Source organism: Clavibacter michiganensis, from assembly GCF_021216655.1.
Lineage (GTDB): Bacteria > Actinomycetota > Actinomycetes > Actinomycetales > Microbacteriaceae > Clavibacter > Clavibacter michiganensis.
The window spans coordinates 1,055,837-1,078,211 of sequence record NZ_CP080437.1; the positions used below are offsets into that span (position 1 = coordinate 1,055,837).

21 protein-coding genes and 4 tRNA genes are annotated in these 22,375 nt (G+C 71.0%); 12 read left to right on the forward strand and 13 right to left on the reverse strand.

The genetic code is table 11. From position 1 onward, the window contains the following. From thrS to K0V08_RS04905, 4 genes are all read right to left on the reverse strand, one after another. Nucleotides 1-2,055 (reverse strand): threonine--tRNA ligase, encoded by a 2,055-nt coding sequence (gene thrS, locus K0V08_RS04890; protein WP_079533393.1) that lies wholly within the window; start codon nucleotides 2,053-2,055, stop codon nucleotides 1-3. 135 nt (nucleotides 2,056-2,190) lie between these two features. Further along, nucleotides 2,191-2,265: transfer RNA gene (locus K0V08_RS04895), tRNA-Val, on the reverse strand. 10 nt (nucleotides 2,266-2,275) lie between these two features. Next, nucleotides 2,276-2,349: transfer RNA gene (locus tag K0V08_RS04900), tRNA-Cys, on the reverse strand. A 64-nt stretch (nucleotides 2,350-2,413) separates the two neighbouring features. Beyond that, nucleotides 2,414-2,485 (reverse strand) — tRNA-Gly (locus K0V08_RS04905). 280 nt (nucleotides 2,486-2,765) lie between these two features. On the opposite strand from K0V08_RS04905, the gene K0V08_RS04910 reads away from it, so the two are divergent. Next, nucleotides 2,766-2,838 (forward strand) — tRNA-Val (locus tag K0V08_RS04910). Nucleotides 2,839-2,870: 32 nt separating this feature from the next. Here K0V08_RS04910 and K0V08_RS04915 read toward each other — a convergent pair. Beyond that, nucleotides 2,871-3,830 (reverse strand): sugar-binding transcriptional regulator, encoded by a 960-nt coding sequence (locus K0V08_RS04915; RefSeq protein ID WP_079533395.1) that lies wholly within the window; start codon nucleotides 3,828-3,830, stop codon nucleotides 2,871-2,873. Between the two features lie 108 nt (nucleotides 3,831-3,938). Here K0V08_RS04915 and K0V08_RS04920 point away from each other — a divergent pair, with 108 nt between their 5' ends. Together K0V08_RS04920 and K0V08_RS04925 are read left to right on the forward strand one after the other, a co-directional pair. After that, on the forward strand, nucleotides 3,939-5,699 hold the full coding sequence (locus K0V08_RS04920; RefSeq protein WP_079533397.1) for a glycerol-3-phosphate dehydrogenase/oxidase: 1,761 nt from the start codon (nucleotides 3,939-3,941) through the stop codon (nucleotides 5,697-5,699). A gap of 116 nt (nucleotides 5,700-5,815) precedes the next feature. Beyond that, the gene (locus K0V08_RS04925; protein WP_012038511.1) at nucleotides 5,816-6,307 is read left to right on the forward strand and encodes a glutathione peroxidase; all 492 of its coding nucleotides are present in this window, start codon (nucleotides 5,816-5,818) and stop codon (nucleotides 6,305-6,307) included. A gap of 45 nt (nucleotides 6,308-6,352) precedes the next feature. Here the strand turns inward: K0V08_RS04925 and K0V08_RS04930 are convergent, their stop codons facing one another. Then, nucleotides 6,353-6,868 (reverse strand): mycothiol transferase, encoded by a 516-nt coding sequence (locus K0V08_RS04930; RefSeq protein WP_079533399.1) that lies wholly within the window; start codon nucleotides 6,866-6,868, stop codon nucleotides 6,353-6,355. Between the two features lie 91 nt (nucleotides 6,869-6,959). On the opposite strand from K0V08_RS04930, the gene K0V08_RS04935 reads away from it, so the two are divergent. After that, nucleotides 6,960-7,376 carry a YchJ family protein gene (locus K0V08_RS04935; RefSeq protein WP_079533401.1) on the forward strand — a complete coding sequence of 139 codons (417 nt, stop codon included), beginning with the start codon at nucleotides 6,960-6,962 and terminating at the stop codon, nucleotides 7,374-7,376. A gap of 50 nt (nucleotides 7,377-7,426) precedes the next feature. On the opposite strand, the gene dhaM is transcribed toward K0V08_RS04935, so the two are convergent. Genes dhaM through dhaK form a run of 3 tightly spaced genes read right to left on the reverse strand, consistent with a single transcriptional unit; the run spans nucleotide 7,427 to nucleotide 9,816 of the window. Then, nucleotides 7,427-8,161: a dihydroxyacetone kinase phosphoryl donor subunit DhaM gene (gene dhaM, locus K0V08_RS04940; protein WP_079533403.1), complete on the reverse strand. Its 735-nt coding sequence runs from the start codon at nucleotides 8,159-8,161 to the stop codon at nucleotides 7,427-7,429. Then, nucleotides 8,158-8,811 carry a dihydroxyacetone kinase subunit DhaL gene (dhaL, locus tag K0V08_RS04945; RefSeq protein WP_079533405.1) on the reverse strand — a complete coding sequence of 218 codons (654 nt, stop codon included), beginning with the start codon at nucleotides 8,809-8,811 and terminating at the stop codon, nucleotides 8,158-8,160. The genes dhaM and dhaL overlap by 4 nt, the downstream gene beginning before the upstream one ends. Before the next feature lie 3 nt (nucleotides 8,812-8,814). Further along, entirely contained in the window at nucleotides 8,815-9,816 is a 1,002-nt protein-coding gene (gene dhaK, locus K0V08_RS04950) for a dihydroxyacetone kinase subunit DhaK (protein WP_012038516.1), read from the reverse strand. Between the two features lie 227 nt (nucleotides 9,817-10,043). Between dhaK and K0V08_RS04955 the strand changes: the two genes are divergently transcribed. Together K0V08_RS04955 and glpK are read left to right on the forward strand one after the other, a co-directional pair. After that, nucleotides 10,044-10,850 carry an MIP/aquaporin family protein gene (locus K0V08_RS04955; protein WP_172401759.1) on the forward strand — a complete coding sequence of 269 codons (807 nt, stop codon included), beginning with the start codon at nucleotides 10,044-10,046 and terminating at the stop codon, nucleotides 10,848-10,850. 29 nt (nucleotides 10,851-10,879) lie between these two features. Continuing rightward, nucleotides 10,880-12,397, forward strand: a complete 1,518-nt coding sequence (gene glpK, locus K0V08_RS04960; RefSeq protein ID WP_079533407.1) for a glycerol kinase GlpK — start codon at nucleotides 10,880-10,882, stop codon at nucleotides 12,395-12,397. Nucleotides 12,398-12,486: 89 nt separating this feature from the next. On the opposite strand, the gene K0V08_RS04965 is transcribed toward glpK, so the two are convergent. Together K0V08_RS04965 and trpD are read right to left on the reverse strand one after the other, a co-directional pair. Next, nucleotides 12,487-13,233 (reverse strand): SOS response-associated peptidase, encoded by a 747-nt coding sequence (locus K0V08_RS04965; RefSeq protein ID WP_043560823.1) that lies wholly within the window; start codon nucleotides 13,231-13,233, stop codon nucleotides 12,487-12,489. 46 nt (nucleotides 13,234-13,279) lie between these two features. Beyond that, on the reverse strand, nucleotides 13,280-14,335 hold the full coding sequence (gene trpD / locus K0V08_RS04970) for an anthranilate phosphoribosyltransferase (protein ID WP_012038520.1): 1,056 nt from the start codon (nucleotides 14,333-14,335) through the stop codon (nucleotides 13,280-13,282). A 79-nt stretch (nucleotides 14,336-14,414) separates the two neighbouring features. Between trpD and ctaE the strand changes: the two genes are divergently transcribed. From ctaE to K0V08_RS05000, 6 genes are all read left to right on the forward strand, one after another. Further along, nucleotides 14,415-15,053 (forward strand): aa3-type cytochrome oxidase subunit III, encoded by a 639-nt coding sequence (gene ctaE, locus K0V08_RS04975; RefSeq protein WP_079533409.1) that lies wholly within the window; start codon nucleotides 14,415-14,417, stop codon nucleotides 15,051-15,053. Nucleotides 15,054-15,079: 26 nt separating this feature from the next. Further along, complete coding sequence (qcrC, locus tag K0V08_RS04980; RefSeq protein ID WP_043586512.1) at nucleotides 15,080-15,880, forward strand: cytochrome bc1 complex diheme cytochrome c subunit; 801 nt, start codon at nucleotides 15,080-15,082, stop codon at nucleotides 15,878-15,880. Between the two features lie 45 nt (nucleotides 15,881-15,925). Beyond that, a complete protein-coding gene (gene qcrA / locus K0V08_RS04985) occupies nucleotides 15,926-17,035 on the forward strand; it encodes a cytochrome bc1 complex Rieske iron-sulfur subunit (RefSeq protein ID WP_012038523.1) in 1,110 nt (369 codons plus the stop codon). Next, nucleotides 17,019-18,650 (forward strand): cytochrome bc1 complex cytochrome b subunit, encoded by a 1,632-nt coding sequence (gene qcrB, locus K0V08_RS04990; RefSeq protein WP_012038524.1) that lies wholly within the window; start codon nucleotides 17,019-17,021, stop codon nucleotides 18,648-18,650. Before qcrA ends, qcrB begins: the two co-directional genes overlap by 17 nt. Nucleotides 18,651-18,764: 114 nt before the next feature. Beyond that, a complete protein-coding gene (locus tag K0V08_RS04995; RefSeq protein ID WP_012038525.1) occupies nucleotides 18,765-19,682 on the forward strand; it encodes a methyltransferase domain-containing protein in 918 nt (305 codons plus the stop codon). A gap of 469 nt (nucleotides 19,683-20,151) precedes the next feature. Beyond that, nucleotides 20,152-21,294, forward strand: a complete 1,143-nt coding sequence (locus K0V08_RS05000) for a PP2C family protein-serine/threonine phosphatase (RefSeq protein WP_079533412.1) — start codon at nucleotides 20,152-20,154, stop codon at nucleotides 21,292-21,294. A gap of 221 nt (nucleotides 21,295-21,515) precedes the next feature. On the opposite strand, the gene K0V08_RS05005 is transcribed toward K0V08_RS05000, so the two are convergent. Both K0V08_RS05005 and K0V08_RS05010 read right to left on the reverse strand, forming a co-directional pair. Then, a complete protein-coding gene (locus K0V08_RS05005; protein ID WP_079533414.1) occupies nucleotides 21,516-21,953 on the reverse strand; it encodes a GNAT family N-acetyltransferase in 438 nt (145 codons plus the stop codon). A gap of 4 nt (nucleotides 21,954-21,957) precedes the next feature. Continuing rightward, nucleotides 21,958-22,374 (reverse strand): cytochrome c oxidase subunit 4, encoded by a 417-nt coding sequence (locus K0V08_RS05010; RefSeq protein ID WP_079533416.1) that lies wholly within the window; start codon nucleotides 22,372-22,374, stop codon nucleotides 21,958-21,960. Nucleotide 22,375 lies beyond the last annotated feature (1 nt).

Here is a 22,375-nt window from a genome sequence, read left to right on the forward strand (position 1 = left end):
TCAGACGGGCCACGCGGTCACCACCTGCTCGCGCCGGGCGATGGCGCCCGTGATCCGCTCGACGGCCTCGGCGACGGGCACGCCGTTGACCTGCGTGCCGTCGCGGAAGCGGAAGCTCACGGATCCTGCCGCCCGGTCGTCCTCGCCTGCGATGAGCTGGTACGGCACGCGCGCCTTCGTGTGCGTGCGGATCTTCTTGGGCATGCGGTCGTCCGAGGTGTCGAGCTGGACGCGGACGCCCTCGGCCCGGAGCCGGTCGAGCACGCCGCCGAGGTACTCCTCGTAGTCCTCCGCCACGGGGATGCCGACCACCTGGACGGGCGACAGCCACACCGGGAACGCGCCCGCGTAGTGCTCGGTGAGCACGCCGAAGAAGCGCTCGATGGACCCGAACAGCGCGCGGTGGATCATCACCGGCTGCTTCCGCGTGCCGTCGTTCGCCGTGTACTCCAGACCGAAGCGCTCGGGCAGGTTGAAGTCGAGCTGGATGGTGGACATCTGCCACGTGCGCCCGATGGCGTCGCGCGCCTGAACGGAGATCTTGGGGCCGTAGAAGGCGGCGCCCGCGGGATCCGGCACGAGCTCGAGGCCCGTGTCGACCGCGACCTGGCGGAGCGTCTCGGTCGCCTCCTCCCACACCTCGTCGGATCCGACGAACTTCTCCGGGTCCTTGGTGGACAGCTCGAGGTAGAAGTCGTCGAGGCCGTAGTCGCGCAGCAGCGACAGCACGAACTCGAGCGTGCCCTTCAGCTCGTCGGCCATGCGCTCGCGGGTCGTGAAGATGTGGGCGTCGTCCTGCGTCATGCCGCGCACGCGGGTGAGCCCGTGGATCACGCCGGACTTCTCGTTGCGGTAGACCGTGCCGAACTCGAACAGACGTAGCGGCAGCTCGCGGTACGAGCGCTGGCGCGACCGGTAGATGAGCACGTGCATGGGGCAGTTCATGGGCTTCAGGTAGTAGTCCGCGCCCTGGCGCGTGATCTCGCCCTCGTCGTTCCGCGCCTCGTCGAGGTGCATGGCGGGGAACATGCCGTCCTTGTAGAAGTCGAGGTGGCCGCTCGTCTCGAACAGGTTCGACTTCGTGATGTGCGGCGAGTAGACGAACTCGTAGCCGGCCGTCTCGTGCCGACGACGCGAGTAGTCCTCCATCTCGCGCCGGATGATGCCGCCCTTGGGGTGGAAGACCGCGAGCCCGGATCCGATCTCGTCGGGGAAGGAGAAGAGGTCGAGCTCGGCGCCGAGGCGGCGATGGTCGCGCTTGAGCGCCTCCTCGATGCGGCCCTGGTACGCGCGCAGCTCGTCCTTGGTGGGCCACGCCGTGCCGTAGATGCGCTGCAGCTGCGGGTTCTTCTCGGATCCGCGCCAGTAGGCCGCGGCGACGCGCGACAGCGCCCAGCCGTTGCCGACCATGCGCGTGCTCGGCAGGTGCGGGCCGCGGCAGAGGTCGCGCCAGAAGACCTCGCCCGTCTTGCCGTCGACGTTCTCGTAGACCGTGAGCTCCGCGCCGCCGACCTCGACGGACTCGCCGTCCTCGCCGAGCTCCTCGCTGGATCCGCCCTTGAGGCCGATGAGCTCGAGCTTGTACGGCTCGTCGGCCATGAGCTCGCGGGCCTCCTCCTCGATGACGACGCGGCGCGTGAAGCGCTGGCCCTGCCGGACGATGCGCTCCATGTTCTTGGAGATGGCCTTGAGGTCCTCGGGCGTGAAGGGCTCGGCGACGTCGAAGTCGAAGTAGAAGCCGTCGGTGACGGGCGGGCCGATGCCGAGCTTCGCCTCCGGGTTGATCTGCTGCACGGCCTGCGCCATGACGTGCGCCGCCGAGTGGCGCAGGATCGAGAGCCCGTCGGGCGAGTCGATCCGCACGGGCTCGACGACGTCGCCGGGGGCGACATCGGCCGCGAGGTCCTTCAGCTCCCCGTCGACGCGCATGGCGACGACGGCGCGGTCGGTGAACAGCGTGAACCCCGTGCCCGCCTCCGTCACCTCGACCGGCTGCCCGGTCGTCTCCGCGGGCGCGGCCTCGTCGTGGATCTCGGGCTGGGCGACGTCTACCACTGCGGGCTCCTTGCGGGACGGGGAGGGAACCGATCCAGACTACCGGCGCGCGACGGGGCCCCATCGACGGGAGGAGCGCGGCGAGCGCGGGGGCCCGGGAAAAGCAGAAGGCCCCGGTCTCCCGGGGCCTTCTGGTGGTGAGCGATACTGGGATCGAACCAGCGACCTCTTCCGTGTCAGGGAAGCGCGCTACCGCTGCGCCAATCGCTCATGCACTTGCTGGAGGTGGGGACGGGATTTGAACCCGCGTGGACGGCTTTGCAGGCCGCTGCCTCGCCTCTCGGCCACCCCACCATGGGTGCTTCCACACCGGTGGTTCCCACCTTGTGAAAGGGACCCCTCTCAGGGCCCCTGTTCGAGCGGATGACGAGATTCGAACTCGCGACCCTCACCTTGGCAAGGTGATGCGCTACCACTGCGCCACATCCGCATTTCACTCGCTCGCCGCCGGCTTCCCGGCGACCCTGCGTGCTCGATGACTCTAGCCGATCTCCTGGCGCGGGTGCAAAACGACGCCCGCCCGAGCACTGCCGGCATGGCGCTCATCGACCGTTCTCCGCGTGTTCACGCGGATCCGGTGGACTCGGACACGACGACGACCCGGGCGTGTCGTGATGGAGGTCCGCCAGGCGGGCGCCGCGGCATACCCGTGACAGCGACCGCCCCCGCGGTATGGCATCATTGACCCGCACCGTCCGCGGTGCGAGCACGGGCGATTGGCGCAGTTGGTAGCGCGCTTCCTTCACACGGAAGAGGTCATCGGTTCGAGTCCGGTATCGCCCACCGAAGCAGTCCACCTGGCGGATCCCGCCGCATCACGTCAGCAACGCACGCGCCGTCCCCTCGTCGAGCACGATGTCCGTCACGAGCCCGGCGGCCAGCGCGCCCCGCACGCTGCGCGCCTTGGACGCCCCCGCGACCACGCACACGCGTCGCGGCGCCTTGCGGATCGTGGCCAGGTCCGGTCCGCTCGCCCGCGCGTTGATGGCGATGTCGGCCGACGACCCGTCCTCCCGGAAGAAGACGGTCGAGACGTCGCCCACGACCCCGTCGGCGTCGAGCGCGCGCTGGTCGGACCGCTCGAGGTAGCCGCCCGAGTAGACGTGGCTCGGGACGAGCGCGACCGGGGATCCGACGCCGAACAGCACCATGTCCATCCGCTCCTGCAGCTCGAGCACGCGCTTGGTGCTCCGCTCGCGCCAGAGCGCCAGCTTCGTGGCCGGGTCGTCGAAGAACGCCGGCACCGGGAACTGCTGCACGGTCGCGCCGTACGCCTGGCCGAACCGGCGCAGGATCTCGCTCGCGTACATGATCCCGGTGGTGCGGACGTTGCCGGCCCCGTTGAGCTGCACCACGAGGGTGTTGTGCGTCGGCTTCGGCACGAGGTACCGGCTCACCGCGCTCACGGTCGAGCCCCACGCGACTCCGACGACCATGTTCGAGTCGACGTACTGGGTGAGCATCCGTGCAGCCGAGAGGGCGACCCGGTCGACGCGGTCGACGTCGCTCGTCTGGTCCGGCACGGGCACGACGTGCGCGACCACGCCGTAGCGCTCGTGCAGCTGCTCCCCCAGCACCGTCGCCAGGTCGAGCGGCGAGCGGATCTGGATGTCCACGAGCCCCGTCTCCCGGGCGAAGGAGAGGAGCCGCGAGACCGACGAGCGGCTCGTGCCGAGCTCGCGCGCGATCGCCTCCATCGTCAGGTCCTGCATGTAGTAGAGGTGCGCCGCGCGCAGGGCGTCCTGGGTGCGCTCGTGCGCGATGCCGTCGACCATGACGCGAGCCTTGCACATCCGTGCACAGGCTAGGTCGAATCCGTTCGCAGGCGGAGGATGGACGGACAGCACGCGCACCACGCACGTCTCAACAGAGAGAAGCCCCTCGTGACCCAGTCGAAGAAGACCGACCTGCGGGACAACGTCGCCCGCATCCACGACCGCCCGAGCGCCCAGGTGCTCGTCATCGGCGGCGGCATCAACGGCATCGCGACGTTCCGCGACCTCGCGCTGCAGGGCGTCGACGTCGTCCTCGTCGAGCGCGCCGACTACGGCTCGGGTGCCTCAGCCGCGAGCTCGCACATGATCCACGGCGGGATCCGCTACCTCGAGAACGGCGAGTTCCGCCTCGTCCGCGAGTCCGTCGAGGAGCGCAATGGCCTCATCCGCATCGCGCCCCACTACGTGAAGCCGCTGCAGACGACGATGCCGATCTTCTCCACGTTCTCCGGCATCCTCAACGCGCCGCTGCGCATGCTGACGCACAAGCAGCGCTCCACCAAGGAGCGCGGCGCCCTCCTCATCAGCGTCGGCATGACGCTCTACGACTCCTTCTCGCGCGACGGCGGCTCGGTGCCGCGCCACCGCTTCCGCATCGGCAAGGCGGCCCGCGAGGACATGCCGGCCCTCAACAAGGACGTCAAGTTCACCGGCACCTACTACGACGCCTCCGTGCACGAGCCCGAGCGCCTCGCGCTCGACGTGCTGAAGGACGGCCTGGCCGCGGGCGACCACGCGCGCAGCGCCAACTACCTCGAGGCCGTGGGCGTCGCGGACGGCGGAGTGACGCTGCGGGACGTGATCTCCGGCGCCGAGTTCGTGGTGAAGGCGGACGTCGTCGTGAACGCATCCGGTCCCTGGACCGACCTCACCAACGAGGCCATGGGCGGCGAGACGAAGTTCATGGGCGGCACCAAGGGCTCGCACATCGTCGTCGACAACGCCGAGCTGCTCGAGGCCACCAAGGGCCGCGAGATCTTCTTCGAGAACAACGACGGCCGCATCGTCCTCATCTACCCGCTCAAGGGCCGCGTGCTCATCGGCACCACGGACATCGACGCCGACCCGAGCGAGCCGGCCGTCTGCACCGAGGAGGAGGTCGACTACTTCTTCGACCTCGTCAAGCACGTCTTCCCGCAGATCGAGCTGAACCGCGACCACATCGTGTACCGCTACTCGGGCATCCGCCCGCTGCCGCGCCACGAGGACACGGCGCCCGGCTTCGTGTCGCGCGACTACCGCATCGTCGAGACGGAGATCGCGGGCCTCGCGGGCAGCAAGGTGCTGAGCCTGGTCGGCGGCAAGTGGACGACGTTCCGCGCGCTGTCCGCGCACCTCTCCACCGAGGCAACCACGCGCCTCGGCGTGGAGCGCTCGGTCGACACGACGGGCATGCCCATCGGCGGCGGCAAGGACTTCCCGTCCTCCAGCACCGCGCGCGCCCGCTGGATCGCCACGCAGGCCGCTCGCGCCGAGGGCATCGGCACCAAGCAGGTCGACCGCCTGCTCAACCGCTACGGCACCCGCGCCACGAGCGTCATCGACGTCCTGTCCGGACAGCCGTCCACGCCGCTCGCGACCGACCCGCAGCTCACGCGCGCCGAGATCGCGTACTTCGCCACGCACGAGGACGCGGTGCACCTCGCCGACGTCGTGCTGCGTCGCACGAACCTCGCGTTCGTCGGCGGCGTGACCCACGAGATGCTCGCGGAGATCGCGGACGTGCTGCAGGACGCGCTCGGCTGGACCGGCGAGGAGCGCGACGCGGAGATCCAGGACACCGTCGACACGCTGCTGACCTACCACGGGGTCGACGTGGGCGCGACGAAGGTCGCGTCCGACGCGACCGTCACGGAGTTCGCGAACTAGCACCACGCACGGCGGATCCGATCCGCATCCGGGAGGCCGGTCGCCGAGAGGCGGCCGGCCTCTCGTCGTGCCGGGAGCCGGGAGCCGCTGTCAGGGGACGGGGCTACGTTCGGGCCATGACGCATCCCCGGCTCGACCCGATCCCGCTGACCACCCTCCAGGGCGAGGCCACCACCTTCGGCGCGTACGCCGACAAGGTCGTGCTCGTCGTCAACGTCGCCTCGCGCTGCGGCCTCGCGCCGCAGTACGAGAAGCTGGAGCAGCTGCAGCGCACCTACGGCGAGCGGGGCTTCACCGTCATCGGCTTCCCGAGCAACCAGTTCCTCCAGGAGCTCGGATCCGCGGAGGCCATCGACGAGTACTGCTCCACCACGTGGGGCGTCACCTTCCCGATGATGGAGAAGGTCAAGGTCAACGGCCGGTCCGCCCACCCCGTCTACGCGGAGCTGACGAAGACGCCCGACGCGGACGGGAAGGCCGGCCGCGTGAAGTGGAACTTCGAGAAGTTCGTCGTCACGCCGACGGGAGCCGTGCACCGCTTCCGCCCCACGGTCGAGCCGGACGCGCCGGAGATCGTGTCGCTCATCGAGTCCGAGCTGCCCGCCTGAGCGCGTCTCCCACGGCCCGGCGCCCGCGCCGGTGCGGCTGCGCGGTCAGCGGCGACGGGCGACGAATCCCGCGAGGTAGGCAGCCTGCCCCGCATGCTGCAGGTCGTCGGAGAGCACGCTGACGAGGCGGGCGCCGAGCGTGACGGGCGGGGTCCAGTCCTCGTCCACAACGCGGGCGAGGTCTGCGTCGTCGAGACCCGCGAGGTAGACGCGGGTGGCGGAGTGCACGGCGTCGAGGTAGCCGACGAGGAGCTCCGCGGTGACGCCATCCAGTGCCGCGACGTCGTCGGGCGACTGGCCGAACCCGGTCGCCGACTCCTCGAACGGGAGGGCGAAGCGCTCCGCCCATCCTCCGGTCGACCAGGTCTCGTCCCGGCCGGCGACGTCGGCGACCTGGGCGTCCTGCACGCGGGCGAGGTGCCAGACGAGCCAGCCGATGGAGTTGGCCTCGGGATCCGGACGGAACGCGAGTTCGTCGGCGTCGAGGCCGTCGACGGCATGGCGCACGGTCTCGGCGATGCGCCCGTAGGCGTCCACGAGCAGGTCGGTGGCGGGGGTCATGGTGCGCTCCTCATGTCGTGGATCGAGCGGGTCCGTGGGGGCGGCCGCTCCCTCATCCTGCTCCGGGTCGCCGGCGTGGGAGGCTCGGAGGATGACGCGCCTCTCCCCCGATGCCCCGTGGTCGACGCCGGACGACGACGCCTGGTGCCCGTGTACGAGCGGGGACGCGTACGGCGCGTGCTGCGGCCCGCTGCACCGGGGCGACACGGCCGCGCCGACCGCCGAGCGGCTGATGCGCTCCCGCTTCGCCGCCTACGCGCGCGGCGATGCGGCGTACCTCGCCCGCAGCTGGCACGCGTCCTCGCGCCCCGAGGAGATCGACCTCGACCCGTCCGTCCGCTGGTTCCGGCTCACCATCCACCGCACGTCGCTCGGCGGTCCCGACGACGCCACGGGCGTCGTCGACTTCGAGGCGTCGTTCCGGCACGACGGGGAGCGTGGCAGCCAGCGCGAGGCGAGCCGCTTCGTCCGGCACGCGGGATCCTGGGTCTACCTCGACGCCTTCTGACGCCCGCGCGGCCTGGCCGCCCGCGCGGCCTGGCCGCCCGAGACCGGCCGTCAGGCCTCCCCGAACCCCGACTCGATGAGCTCGACCAACGCGGTCACGGCCTCCTCCGCGTCCTCGCCCGTCGCCTCGATGACGACGTGCGCGCCGCGGGTCAGGCCGAGGGCCATGACGCCGAGCAGCGACGCGGCGTTCTGGCCGTTGACGGTGACGGCCGCGGAGTAGGCGGACGCCCGCGTGACGAAGTCGGCGGCCGGCCGGGCGTGCAGGCCGTCGCGGTTGACCAGGGTCGCCTCCCCGCGGACGGTCCCCGATGCGCCGGCCGGCGCGGGCTCGGTGCCGTCGGCCCGCGGATCCGGCGCGAGGCCCGCGTCGGAGTCCTCGGCAGCGTCCGCGCCGGCGGCCGAGGCGGCGGCCGCGGCCACGTCCTCGAGGGAGCCGCCCGTCTCGGCGGCCACCGCGGCGGCGACGGCTCCCTCGACGAGCGGAGACCGCACCACGACCACACGGCGGGCGGCGTCCTCGTCGAGGAGGTCGACCGCGGTCTCGGCCGTGAGGTAGGCGGATCCGAGGTCGGCGAGCACGACGACGCCGTCGCCGCCCTCCGCCTCGGCGAGCGCCGCGGAGACCACGTCGAAGCTCGTGCCGATGCCGGCGTCGTCGCGCGTGCCGTCGCCGGATCCGCCCGCGGGCACGATCGCGACGGTCGGCGCCATCTGCCGGGCGAGGTCGACGAGCCCGTGCGCGATGAGGGCGCTGTGCGAGACGAGGACGATGCCGACGCTCACGACCCCGCCCCCTGCGCGGCGCGGGCGGTGACGGCCGCCGCGCGCAGGATGAGCGCGGACGACTGCGCACCCGGATCGCGGTGGCCGATGGCGCGGTCGCCCAGGTAGGACGCGCGCCCCTTGCGCGCCACGAGCGGTTCCGTCCCCTCCGCACCGCGCGCGGCGGCGTCGGCGGCGGCGTCGAGGGCGTCGGCCGGGGAGGATCCCGCATCGGCGGCGGCGCGCGCGGCCTCGGCGGCGGGACCCCACGCGTCCACCATCGTCTTTTCGCCCCGCTCGGCCTTGCCGCGGAGGACGATGCCGCCCACCGCCGCCTCGAGCAGGTCCGCGATCGCGGACGCGTCGAGGTCCGACCGGCCGGCGACGGCCGCGGATGCCTTGAGGTACGCCGTCCCGAGCAGCGGGCCGGAGGCGCCTCCGACGGTGGAGATCAGCGTGGTGGCGACCGTCTTCAGCGCGTCGGCGGGCGAGGCGTCGGGCGCGAGGGCCGCCAGCTTCTCCGTGACGGCGCCGAAGCCGCGGTCGAGGTTCTCGCCGTGGTCGCCGTCACCGATCTCGCGGTCGAGGGTGATGAGCTCACCGCGCTGGTCGGCGACGACGCGCGCCGCCTCCGTGATCCAGGCGACGACCCAGTCGGTCCCGAGTGCCATGAGCTACCTCCCCCACCGCAGCGCGGCGGTCTGCACGGGCGAGTCCCACAGGTCGACGAGCTCGTCGTCGAGCAGCAGCACCGTGAGGGACAGTCCCTCCATGTCGAGGGCCGTGACGTAGTCTCCCACGAGGCTCCGGGCGACGGTCAGGCCGGCCTCCTCGAGCACGGCGGCGGCCCGGCGGTACGCGATGTAGAGCTCGGACAGCGGTGTGGCGCCCATCCCGTTCACCATCAGCAGCACGCGGCTGCCGGCCGGCGCGGCGAGGTCCTCGAGCACCGGGTCGAGGAGCCGCTCCACGATGGCGTCCACCGGCTCGAGCGGCAGCTTCACGCGGCCGGGCTCCCCGTGGATCCCGATGCCGATCTCCATCTCGTCGTCCTCGAGCGCGAAGCTCGGCTCGCCGGCGTGCGGGACGGTGCACGCGCGGATGGCGACGCCCATGCTCCTGACCTGCCCGATCACCCGCTCGGCGATCGCGGCGACGGCGTCGAGGTCGTCCCCGCGCTCCGCGGCGGCGCCCGCGATGCGCTCGACGAGCACGGTGCCGGCCACCCCGCGGCGGCCTGCCGTGTAGAGGGAGTCGGTGACCGCGACGTCGTCGTCGACCACGACCGTCCTCACGCGCACGCCCTCCGCCTCCGCGAGCTCGGCCGCGGTCTCGAAGTTCAGGACGTCGCCCGTGTAGTTCTTCACGATGTGCAGCACGCCCGCGCCGGCGTCGACGGCCAGGGTCGCGGCGACGACGGGATCCGGGGTGGGACTCGTGAACACGGGGCCGGGCACGGCCGCGTCGAGCATGCCGTGGCCCACGAAGCCGGCATGCAGCGGCTCGTGCCCGCTGCCGCCGCCGCTCACGAGCGCCACGCGTCCTGGTCGGGTGGGCTCCGCGCGACGCACGAAGAGCGGATCCGCGCTCAGGGCGACCAGGTCGGGGTGGGCGGCGGCGAAGCCCGCGACGGCCTCGTCGGCCACCGCCCTCGGGTCGTTGATCAGCTTCTTCACGGCCGGCTCCTCGCGGGTCTCGGGCGGCCGGACGGCAGCCGCGCATCCGAGCCGGATCGAGGACGGGACTCGGTCGGCGGCGACTCGGGTGTGTCGCCAACATACGCCCGGGAGGACGGGCTCCGACAGCCCCGCCGACCCTCCATCAGGGGCAGGGATCCGCGTCGCGGAGCGGCCAGCCGCGACAGGGAGGTGCGCCCTACCGGCACTAGATTGGAGCCACCGCGATGATGCGGAAGAGGTCGCCCCCGCGCCTCGACGAACGATCGGAGCACCACGCAGTGGATCTTGGAGTCATTTTCCTGTCGGAGACGGTGGGCACCGCCCTCCTCGTCCTCCTCGGATGCGGAGTCGTGGCGAACGTCGCGCTCATCAAGTCGAAGGGGCTCGCCGGCGGCACCCTCATGGTCAACTTCGGCTGGGGCCTCGCGGTCTTCGCCGGTGTGACCGTCTCCTACGCGTCCGGCGCGCACCTCAACCCGGCGGTGACGCTCGGCCTCCTCGCCGCCGGCAAGATCGAGGACGTCGCGAGCGTCCCCGTCTACATCCTCGCCCAGATGGTCGGCGCCATCATCGGCGCCGTGTTCTGCTGGCTCGCCTACAAGCAGCACTTCGACGAGGAGCCCGACGCGGCCACCAAGCTCGGCGTGTTCTCGACCGGCCCGTCCATCCGCAACTACGCCTGGAACCTCGTCACGGAGATCATCGGCACGTTCGTGCTGGTCATCGTGATCCTCGGCTTCAGCCTCGCGAACAACCCCGACGCGGACGCGTCCACCCCCGCCGGCCTCTCCGCCCTCGGCGCGATCCCGGTCGCCCTCCTCGTGGTCGGCATCGGCGCGTCCCTCGGCGGCCCGACCGGCTACGCCATCAACCCGGCCCGTGACCTCGGTCCCCGCATCGCGCACGCGATCCTGCCCATCAAGGGCAAGGGCTCGAGCGACTGGTCCTACGCCTGGGTCCCGGTCGCCGGTCCCGCCATCGGCGGCGTCCTCGCCGGCCTCGCGTCCTACGCGCTGCTCCCCATCCTCTAATTCCCCCGACCCCTCATAGGAGAGACCACATGAGCGAGAAGTACATCGTCGCCATCGACCAGGGCACCACGAGCACGCGTGCCATCGTCTTCGACCACAGCGGATCCATCGTGTCCACCGGCCAGCTCGAGCACGAGCAGATCTTCCCCCGCGCCGGCTGGGTCGAGCACGACCCGATGGAGATCTGGCGCAACACGCGCGAGGTCATCGGCCAGGCGCTGTCCAAGGCCGACATCACGCGCCACGACGTCGAGGCCGTCGGCATCACCAACCAGCGCGAGACCGCCGTCGTATGGGACCGCACCACGGGCAAGCCCGTCTACAACGCCATCGTCTGGCAGGACACCCGCACGCAGAAGATCGTCGACCGCCTGGCGGCCGACGGCGGGGTGGAGCGCTTCAAGCCCACCGTCGGGCTCCCGCTCGCCACCTACTTCTCGGGCACGAAGATCGTCTGGATCCTCGAGAACGTCGACGGCGCCCGCGAGAAGGCCGAGGCCGGCGAGCTCATGTTCGGCACGACCGACACCTGGGTCCTCTGGAACCTCACCGGCGGCACCGACGGCGGCGTGCACGTCACCGACGTCACCAACGCGTCGCGCACGCTCTTCATGGACCTCGAGACGCTCCAGTGGGACGACGACATCCTGAAGGCCTTCGACGTGCCGCGCTCGATGCTCCCCGAGATCAAGAGCTCCTCCGAGGTCTACGGCCAGGTCGAGTCCTCGAGCCTCCTGCGCGAGGTGCCGATCGCCGGCATCCTGGGCGACCAGCAGGCCGCCACGTTCGGCCAGGCCGCGTTCGACCAGGGCGAGTCGAAGAACACCTACGGCACCGGCAACTTCCTGATCTTCAACACCGGCACCGACATCATCCACTCGCAGAACGGCCTCCTCACCACGCTCGGCTACAAGCTGGGCGACCAGGAGCCGCACTACGCGCTCGAGGGCTCCATCGCCGTCACCGGCTCGCTCGTGCAGTGGATGCGCGACAACCTCGGCCTCGTGTCGAGCGCCGCGGAGATCGAGACGCTGGCCGCCACCGTCGAGGACAACGGCGGCGTGTACTTCGTCCCCGCGTTCTCGGGCCTGTTCGCGCCGTACTGGCGCTCGGACGCCCGGGGCGCGCTCGTGGGCCTCACGCGCTACGTCAACAAGGGCCACATCGCCCGCGCGGCGCTGGAGGCGACGGCCTTCCAGACGCGTGAGGTGCTCGACGCGGTCAACGCCGACTCGGGCGTCGACCTCACGGAGCTCAAGGTCGACGGCGGCATGATCGCCAACAACCTGCTGATGCAGTTCCAGGCCGACATCCTCGGCGTGCCCGTCGTCCGCCCCGTCGTCGCGGAGACCACTGCGCTCGGTGCCGCGTACGCCGCGGGCCTCGCCGTCGGATTCTGGAAGGACCTCGACGACCTCCGCCAGAACTGGCAGGAGGACAGCCGGTGGACGCCGGACATGGACGACGCCGAGCGCGAGCGCCAGCTGCGCCTCTGGAAGAAGGCCGTCACGAAGACCTTCGACTGGGTCGACGACGACGTGCAGTAGACCGCACCCGCACGACCCGCACGCCCCGTCGCCACAGGTGACGGGGCGTGCGGCGTGTCCGGGCGGTCAGCCGACGGCTCGCCGCGATGTCAGATCAGCGTCGGCTGCCCGTCGTCCGCGGGCGCCTCGTCGACGGGCGCCACGAGATCCGGTCCGTCGTTCCGCACGCTGTTGACGCGGGTCGAGACGAGTCGCGGCACGAGGTGGGGCTCCGGCAGCGAACCGAGCAGGTGACGTACGTCGTCGACCGCCGTCGTCCCGGCGTCGAGCCAGTCGTCCAGGCGGTCGCGCGGCACGATGACGGGCGTGCGGTCGTGGATGTGACCGAGCGCGTCGCTCGCGGCGGACGTGATGATGGCGAGGCTCCGCAGCCACGCGCCGGGCTCCCCGTCGGGGACGGCGGGATCCCGCCAGTGCTCGTACACGGCCGCGAACGCCAGCGGCCGCTCGTCCTCGCCGTGCAGGTAGACGGGCTGCTTCCCCGCGGCGGTGACCTGCCACTCGTAGTACCCGTCGGCCGGCACGACCGCCCGCCGCGTGAGCACGGCCCTCCGGAACGTGGGCTTCTCCGTCACGGTCTCGACGCGCGCGTTGATCAGAGGGGCGCCCTGCACCGCCTTCGCCCACGGCGGGACGATCCCCCACCGCGCCGCGGTCAGGACCCGGCGGACCGCGCCGTCCGCGTCGCCGTGCGGGTGGCGGTCCGCGACCATGTGGACCCTGGTCGTCGGGGCGACGTTCCACGAGGGGGGCGGGTCCTCGCCGTCCACGTCGTCGACCGCCCAGTCCCCGACGAGGTCCCCCGTCGCCCGCGCCACCACGAATCTCCCGCACATGCGACCATCATCCGCCGCACGCGCGACATCGACCGGGCGACGAGGATCAGGCGCGCGTCGCCGCCGCCCACTCCTCGAGCTTCGCGGCGGCGCGGCCGGAGTCCACGGCGTCGGCGGCGATCGCGACCTTCTCGCGCAGCCGGCGCGCCATGGGCTGCTGAACGCGCGTCGGATCCCCCATCAGGTCGAAGGCCTCGAGGCCCGCCGCCGCGTTCAGCAGCACGACGTCGCGCTGAGGGCCGGGCTCTCCGGCGAGGACGCGGCGGATCACCTCCGCGTTCTGCTCCACGCCCTCGCCGAGGAGCGCCTCGATGGGAGCCCGCGGGATCCCGAGCTCGAGCGGGTCGAGGTCGTGCTCGGTGACCGCGCCCCGGCTGACCTCCCAGATGTGGCTGTGACCGGTGGTCGTGAGCTTGTCGATCCCGTCGTCGCCCCGGTACACGAGCGCGGTCGCGCCGCGGGTCCGGAAGACGCCCACCATGAGCGGCACGCGCGAGAGGTCGGCGACCCCCACCGCGGATGCCTCCGGGCGCGCCGGGTTGCAGAGCGGGCCGAGCACGTTGAACAGCGTCGAGATGCCGAGCTCGCGCCTCGTGGCCGCTGCGTGCCGGAAGCCCGGGTGGAAGAGCGCGGCGTGCGCGTAGGTGATGCCGGTCTCGCGGAGCACCTCCGCCACGCGCTCCGGCGTGATGCTGAGGTCGACTCCGAGTGCCGTGAGCACGTCGGACGCGCCCGAGGCGGAGCTCGCCCCGCGGTTCCCGTGCTTGATGACGGGGACGCCCGCGGCAGCGGCGATGACCGAGGCCACCGAGGAGATGTTGAGGACGGCGCCGTAAGGGTCGCCTCCCGTCCCCACGATGTCGAGGGCGCGCGGATCCGCGTCGAGCGGCAGCGCCTCCTCGAGGACGGCGTCGCGGAAGCCGACGATCTCGTCGACGGTCTCGCCGGATGCCCGCAGCGCGACCAGGAGCCCGCCCAGCTGCGCGGGAGTGGCCTCCCCGCGCATCACCTGGCGCATGGCCCAGGTGGACTCGGACACCGACAGGTGGCGCCCCTCGATCAGCGTGGTGATGAGCGCGGGCCAGGTCGGGGCGGAGGGCATGCGGATCAGCCTAACGAGCGGCTGGATCGGATCTCACGGGCGGCCGGGTGGGCATCGGGTGTCGTCGGCCTGGGTCATAATGGAACCTGTGACGACCACCTCAATCTCCCCAGTATCGACCGCGCCGGTGGTGAACCGGCCGAACACGGTCGCCGTCGGCACCATCGTGTGGCTCGGCAGCGAGGTGATGTTCTTCGCGGGTCTCTTCGCGATCTACTTCACCCTCCGCTCCACGTCCGGTGCCCTCTGGGAGTTCGAGGCAGGACGCCTCAACGTGCCCTTCTCCCTCGTGAACACGCTCATCCTCGTGTCGAGCTCCTTTACCTGCCAGTTCGGCGTCTTCGCGGCCGAGCGGCTGCAGGCGCGGGCCACGGGCTGGAAGCCCAGCCAGTGGGGCACGGTCGAGTGGTTCTTCCTCACCTACGCCCTTGGCGCCATCTTCGTCGTGGGCCAGATCTTCGAGTACGCCACCCTCGTCACCGAGGGCATCACGCTCAGCAGCAACGCCTACGGCTCGGCGTTCTACATGACCACGGGCTTCCACGGCCTGCACGTCACCGGCGGGCTCATCGCCTTCCTCCTCGTCATCGGGCGCATCTTCGCGGTCCGGTCCATGGGGCACAGGGAGGCGACGAGCGCCATCGTCGTGTCCTACTACTGGCACTTCGTCGACGTCGTCTGGATCGGGCTCTTCCTGGTCATCTACGTCCTCAAATAGCACCGAGCGGGAGCATCAACCACAGCATGAGCACCAAGACAGCACGCGCCCGTCGAACCGGTCGCCGCAGCCCCCTGACCACGATCGCCCTGCTCGCCATCGGCCTGCTCACCACAGGCGGCGCCTACGCGATGATCCAGTCGGGCACCGCGTCGGCAGAGGTCGACCTCAAGTCCGCGCAGACCATCGACGAGGGCCAGAAGCTCTTCGGCTCCAACTGCGCCACCTGCCACGGCATGGATGCCACGGGGACGGGCGTCGCCCCGAGCCTCATCGGCGTCGGCGCGGCCTCCGTCGACTTCCAGGTCGGCACCGGCCGCATGCCGCTCCAGGGCACCACGGTCCAGGCACCGGAGAAGCCCACGCAGTTCACCGACACGCAGGTGAAGGAGCTCGCGGCATACGTCGCCTCGCTCGCTCCCGGCCCGGCCATCCCCGACGGCCAGTACCTCGACGGGAAGGGCGACCCCGCCAACGGCGCCGAGCTCTTCCGCATCAACTGCGCCATGTGCCACAACGTGGCCGCGGCGGGAGGCGCGCTCACCGAGGGCAAGTTCGCCCCCAGCCTCGAGGGCGTGGCCCCGGTCCACATCTACGAGGCCATGGTCACCGGTCCGCAGAACATGCCGGTCTTCAACGACACCAACATCTCCCCCGAGGACAAGCGCGACATCATCACGTCGCTGCAGTACATCGAGGAGAACAGCACGGTCGGCGGCGCGAACCTGGGCGGGCTCGGCCCGGTGTCCGAGGGCCTCTTCATGTGGATCTTCGGTCTCGGCGGCATCGTCGCCCTGACCGTGTGGCTCACGGCCCGGTCCAACTGACGCCCGCATCGATGACCCGCATCAGCACACAGGAGAGGCACGTACATGGCACACGACGATGAGGACGAGTCGGGCGTCGTCCCCGCGGGCTACGAAGCCGGCGAGCTCGAGCCGGCAGGCCGTGACGTCGTGCTCCCCGGCGGCACCGCCGTCGCCACGCGCGACGCGTTCCAGAACCCCGGCTTCCCGGAGCACCGCCTCCGCGTCACCGACAAGGACCCGAAGAAGGCGAAGACCGCCGAGCGCGTCGTCTACACGTGGTTCTACCTGTCCATCGTGGGCAGCGTCTTCGCGATCGGCGCGTACTTCGGCTTCCCGATCTACGCGGACGACCCGGGCAGCGTGCGCCTCAACAACCTGTTCCTCGGCGTCGGCATCGCGCTGGCGCTCCTGAGCCTCGGGATCGGTGCGATCCACTGGTCCAAGGCCCTCATGAGCGACCACGAGCTGATCGACGAGCGCCACCCGCAGGGCGGCTCGCCCGCCACGCAGGCCCGCGCCGTCGAGATCTTCGCGCAGGCGAACGAGGAGTCCGGCTTCGGTCGCCGCTCCCTCATCCGCAACAGCCTCATCGGCGCCCTCGTGGCCTTCCCGCTGCCGGCCGTGATCCTGTTCCGCGACCTGTACCCGGGCAGCGCCGAGGAGCCCGCCTCCGCCCTCAGCCACACGCTGTGGAAGAAGGGCGAGGTCCTCACCCGCGATCCCTCCGGCACGCCCATCAAGGCATCGGACGTGACCATCGGGTCCGCGTTCCACGTCATCCCCGCCTCGCTCATGGAGATGGAGGAGGGCAAGCTCGAGGAGAAGGCCAAGGCCGCGGTGCTGCTCATGCGCCTCCGCCCCGAGGACCTCGTCGAGACCCCGGAGCGGAAGGGCTGGTCCTACGACGGGATCGTCGCCTACTCGAAGGTCTGCACGCACGTGGGATGCCCTGTGGCGCTCTACGAGCAGCAGACCCACCACCTGCTCTGCCCCTGCCACCAGTCCCAGTTCGACGTGACCAACCACTGCGAGGTCATCTTCGGACCGGCCAAGCGGCCCCTGCCGCAGCTGCCCATCGCCGTCAACGACGAGGGCTACCTCATTGCACAGAGTGATTTCACCGAGCCCGTAGGGGCGAGTTTCTGGGAGCGTCGTGGTGACTACAACAGCTGATCCGACCACGACGGGTGCCGCCGCACCCGCCGCCAAGAGCGGGGGCGGCCTGACCGCCGCGGCCGCGACCTACCTCGACGAGCGCACCAGCGTCAGCGTCGCCGTCAAGGAGTTCGGGCGGAAGATCTTCCCGGACCACTGGTCCTTCATGCTCGGCGAGGTGGCGCTCTACAGCTTCGTCGTCATCCTGCTCACGGGCACGTGGCTGACCTTCTTCTTCAACCCGTCGATGGCGGAGACGCACTACGCCGGCTCCTACGCGCCCCTGAAGGGCGTCGAGATGTCCGTGGCCATGTCCTCGTCGCTCGACATCTCGTTCGACATCCGCGGTGGCCTGCTCATGCGGCAGATCCACCACTGGGCGGCGCTGCTGTTCGTCGCGTCCATCGGCCTGCACATGCTCCGCATCTACTTCACGGGTGCGTTCCGCAAACCGCGCGAGCTCAACTGGTTCATCGGCTTCGTGCTCTTCATCCTCGCGATGGCCGAGGGCTTCACGGGCTACTCGCTCCCCGACGACCTGCTCTCCGGCAACGGCCTGCGCATCATCGACGGCATGGTGAAGGGCATCCCGGTCATCGGGACGTGGATCTCGTTCCTCCTGTTCGGCGGCGAGTTCCCCGGCACGCACATCATCCCGAGGCTCTACACGCTGCACATCCTGCTGCTGCCGGCGATCCTCGTCGCGTTCCTCGCGCTCCACCTGCTCTTCGTGGTCGTGCACAAGCACACCCAGTTCGCCGGCCCCGGCCGCACGAACGAGAACGTGGTCGGCGTCCCGGTGCTCCCGACGTTCGCCGCGAAGGCCGGAGGGTTCTTCTTCGTCGTCTTCGGCGTGATCGTCGTCATGGCCTCGTTCTTCACGATCAACCCGATCTGGAACTACGGCCCCTACGACCCGTCACCGGTGTCGGCGGGAACCCAGCCCGACTGGTACATCGGCTTCGCGGACGGCGCCCTGCGCCTCGTGCCGCCGGGACTCGAGTTCGTGCTGTTCGACCACACGTTCTCGTTCAACATCATCCTGCCGATCACGGTCCTGGGTCTGTTCATCGTGCTCGTCGCGCTGTACCCCTTCATCGAGGCGTGGATCACGGGCGACAAGCGCGAGCACCACATCCTCGACCGCCCGCGCAACGCCCCGACGCGCACCGCGATCGGCGCGGCAGGCGTCACGTTCTACGCGGTCCTCTGGTCCGCTGCGAGCTCCGACCTCATCGCCACCCACTTCAAGGTGTCGATGGAGGGCGTCATCCACACGCTGCAGGCGCTGCTGATCCTCGGACCGGTCATCGCATACCAGGTCGCCAAGCGCATCTGCCTGGCGCTCATGAAGAAGGACCGCGAGATCGCCCTCCACGGCGTCGAGTCGGGCCGCATCGTGAAGCTGCCTGGCGGCGAGTTCATCGAGGTGCACGAGCAGCTCGACGAGTACGAGCGCTGGCGCCTGGTCAGCTACGACGACTACAAGCCGCTCATGATCCGCCCGGACAGCCGTGGACGCATCACGGTCAACCAGCGGGCCCGCGCGGCGCTCTCCAAGTGGTTCTTCGAGGACCGGATCTCCCCGGTCACCACCAAGGACGTCGAGCGCAGCCACGGTGACCACCACTAGGCACGACCCCGTCCGCGTCTAGCGCGGGCACGCATCGAGAGCCGGTCCGGCGTCACGCCGGGCCGGCTCTCGTGCGTCCGGCTCGACCAGACTGAAACGTCTCCAGGAGGACCCGTGGATCTCGACCGGCTCGCCAGCTGGCTGCGCTGCCCCTCCTGCGGCTCGGACCTGCGTGCGGTGCCGCCCCTCGTGCTGCGGTGCGAGCACGGACACACCGTCGACGGCAACAAGCGGGGCTACGCCAACCTGCTCGCATCGGGTACGCGAGTCACCGGCGACACCGCCGAGATGCTCGCCGCGCGCGGCACCTTCCTCGACCGCGGGCACTACGCCCCGCTCGTCGACGCCCTGACCGACGCGACCGTCGCCCCGCACGAGCCGGCATCGGATGCTCCGTCCCGGCCCGCGGTCGCCCGCAGCGGTCACCGTGAAGCAGGGCTGCGCATCGTCGACGCGGGCTGCGGCACCGGCCACTACCTCCGGGCCGTCCTGGACGCCGTACCCGGATCGACCGGACTCGCCGCCGACCTCTCCCCCGCGGCGGTCGCCATCGCCGTCCGCGGCCGTCCCGACGTCGACGGCGTCGTCGCGGACACGTGGGCCGCCCTCCCGATGCGCGACGGCGTCGCCGACCTGATCCTCGACGTCTTCGCGCCGCGCAACCTTCCCGAGTTCCACCGCGTGCTCGCCCCGGGCGGCCGCGTCGCGATCGTCGCGGCGGGGCCGCAGCACCTCGGGGAGCTGCGAGCGTCAGGGCGCGCCGTCGGCGTCCAGGAGGACAAGCGGGAGAGGATCCTCGAGGCGGCCGACCCGTACTTCGAGACCGAGTCGGAGACCCGCGTCCGACGGGTCCTGCGCCTCCCGGAGGACGACGTCCGGCTGCTGCTGGGTATGGGTCCGTCCGCCCATCACGCAGCCGTGGCGGATCGCGGGACCGCCGACGTGGCCGCCGGCGGCGGGGACCGGCACGATGTCACCGTCGACGTCATGGTCCACGTCCTGCGTCGACGCCAAGACGTCGTCCCCGGATGACCACGGCCGTTCGCCAGGGCTCCACTCTGCGACGTCCATCACCGGCAGCGGCATGCCGTCCCGGACCGGGCACGGCGTGACGGAGTAGCGTGACGGACGTCATGCAGCTGCTGTCCGGGGGGAAGCGGTCGCCATCGTGTCGTGCCTCCCGGTGGTAGCGCTTCTCCTCCCACCGGCTGATCCTCGACGGGGTATCGCGTCCGGCCCGACCCATGGATCACGGACCGCATCTTGCTCGACTCGATCACCCTCCGCGTCGCCTTCGGCGTGACGACCCTCACCCTGTTCCTGCTCTTCGCGCTGGTGACGTTCCGCGCCACGCGGTCGCCGTTCAGCTTCTGGTGGTGCACCGCCCTGGTCCTCTTCATGGGGGGGATCCCTCGCCTACCTGCAGGACGGCACCGCCTCCCAGGCTTGGGGCAACCCGCTCGGCAACGGGCTGATCGTCGCGGGCGCCGCCTGCGTGTGGATGGGGAGCAGGTCGCTGCGTGACCGCGCGACGCCGTGGTGGCTGGTCGTGTCCCCGGCAGCCGTCATCGTGGCCGTGTCGGCGGCCGACTCGCCGGCGACGGACGACTGGTCAGGCGGTGCGCTGTTCCTGTCGCTCATGGCCGGACTCATCGGGCTCTCGACCCGGGAGATCGTCATGCTGGACGCGGGCCTGTCGCGCACGCGCTGGGCGCTCATCCTCGCCTCGGGGACCCTCGCCGCGTACTACGCGATCCGGCTGGTGGTGTTCCTCGCCGCGGGTCCGAGGAGCGGCATCTTCACGTCATGGTTCGGGACGCCGAGCACGACGCTCATCACGCTGGTGCTCCTCGTCGTCGTGTCGTTCAGCATGGCCTCCCTCAGCGGCGAGCAGGCAGCCAAGATGTTCGCCGCACGTGCCGCGACATCCCGGCAGGAGCTCGTGGACGGCGGTAGCGTGCAACGCCGCCTCCTCCCCCAGCGCGTCCCCGATCTGCCCGGCTACCAGGTCGCCGGCGCATGCGTCGCCAGCGGGGCGGTGAGCGGCGACTTCTTCGACTGGCAGCGCACCGCGGAAGGCCTCGTGGTGACGCTCGCCGACGTCATGGGCAAGGGCGTGGGGGCGGCCATGATCGCGGCCACCGTCCGTGCTGCGCTGCGGGTCGCATCGACTTCCCTTGATCCGGGGCGGACGCTCGCCGTGGTCGACCGCACCGTCGAATCCGACCTCGACGCGAACGACGCGTTCGTCACCCTCCTGCATCTGCGGCTCGACGCGCGGAGCGGCGACATCGCGTTGGTCGACGCCGGCCACGGCCTCGCGGTCGTCTGCCGTGCTGACGGCTCCCGTCACCCGATCCCCTCGCGGAACCTCCCGCTCGGTGCCCTGGGCACCCAGCGGTGGTCCCCGTCGACGGTGCGCCTGGAACCCGGCGACATGCTCCTCGTGTGCAGCGACGGCGTGCTCGACCTCTTCGACGGGACCATCGCGTCCATGGATCTCGCCGCCCGGACCGCGATGGAGGCCGACAGCAGCGCCGTCGCGGCAGTCGCGAGCCTCACCCGCCTCGCCGCGGCGACCACGCCCCCGGACGACGTCACGGTCGTGGCGATCCGTTGCCTGCCCTCCGCGACCACCCGCTGACCTGCGCGGCGCGGGCGACACGGACCGACGGCGCATCTGACGCCCACCGCTTCGCACGGCGGGTCGACCGACGGCGGCACGGCCGCGGACGAGCACCGCCTCCTCCGCGCAGCGGAGCGGCGACGACGGACGCGCACGGCGCACGGTGCGACCACGCATGCCCGGACGCGAGAATGCCCGGCCTCTCGAGGAGGCCGGGCATCGCGACGATCGGAGCGGATCTACCGCAGGAGCTTCTTGTAGAACTCGGCCGTGCGCTCGTAGCCCAGGCGCTTGTAGAACTCCCCGGCCCGCCGTGTGCTCATGGTGATCTGCCCGACGCCGCGATCGCCGCAGAGCCGTTCCACGGCACGCACGAGAGCGGAGCCCGTGCCGCCGCTCCTGGCGCCCGCGTCCACGACGAGCTCCTCGAGATGGGCGCTCAACCCGCCGGCGTAGAGCAGGCGACTCACGACGAGGTACGCGTATCCGACGACCGCCCCCGAGTCTTCCGCGACGAGCAGGACGTCCCGCCCCTCGTCCTTGTTGGCCCGGAGGATGTGGAAGAAGGTGACGTCGAAGTCGTCGCGCGTAGCCGGGGCGTTGATCATGTCGAGCTGCTGGCACAGGGCGAAGACCGCGTCCCCGTCGGATGCCTGGGCGTGCCGGATGTCGACCATCGGATCAGCGCGCGAAGTAGCCGCGGTAGTACTCGTAGGTCCAACCCACGAGCGCGATGATGGCGAGCCCGCCGCCGATGATCGCGATCCAGATGCCCACGGCGAGGCCGAGGAACACGGACGCGGTGCCGGCCGCGAGGATCACGGGCCACCAGCTCCACGGGCTGAAGAAGCCCAGCTCCGGGTCGCCGTCGTCGACGTTGGCGTCGCTGCGGTCCTCCGGGAGCTCCCCGTTCTGCGCCGCGTAGAGACGGGCGACGAAGAAGCCGATGAACGCGGCCAGCGCGCCCGAGAGCGCGATGGCCAGCGTGCCGACCCATTCGACCGTGTTCTGGTCGATCAGGTGCCAGATCGTGTAGGCGGCCGCCGCGATGACGAAGAAGACCGCGAGGACGTAGAACAGGTTCCTATTGGCGCGCACG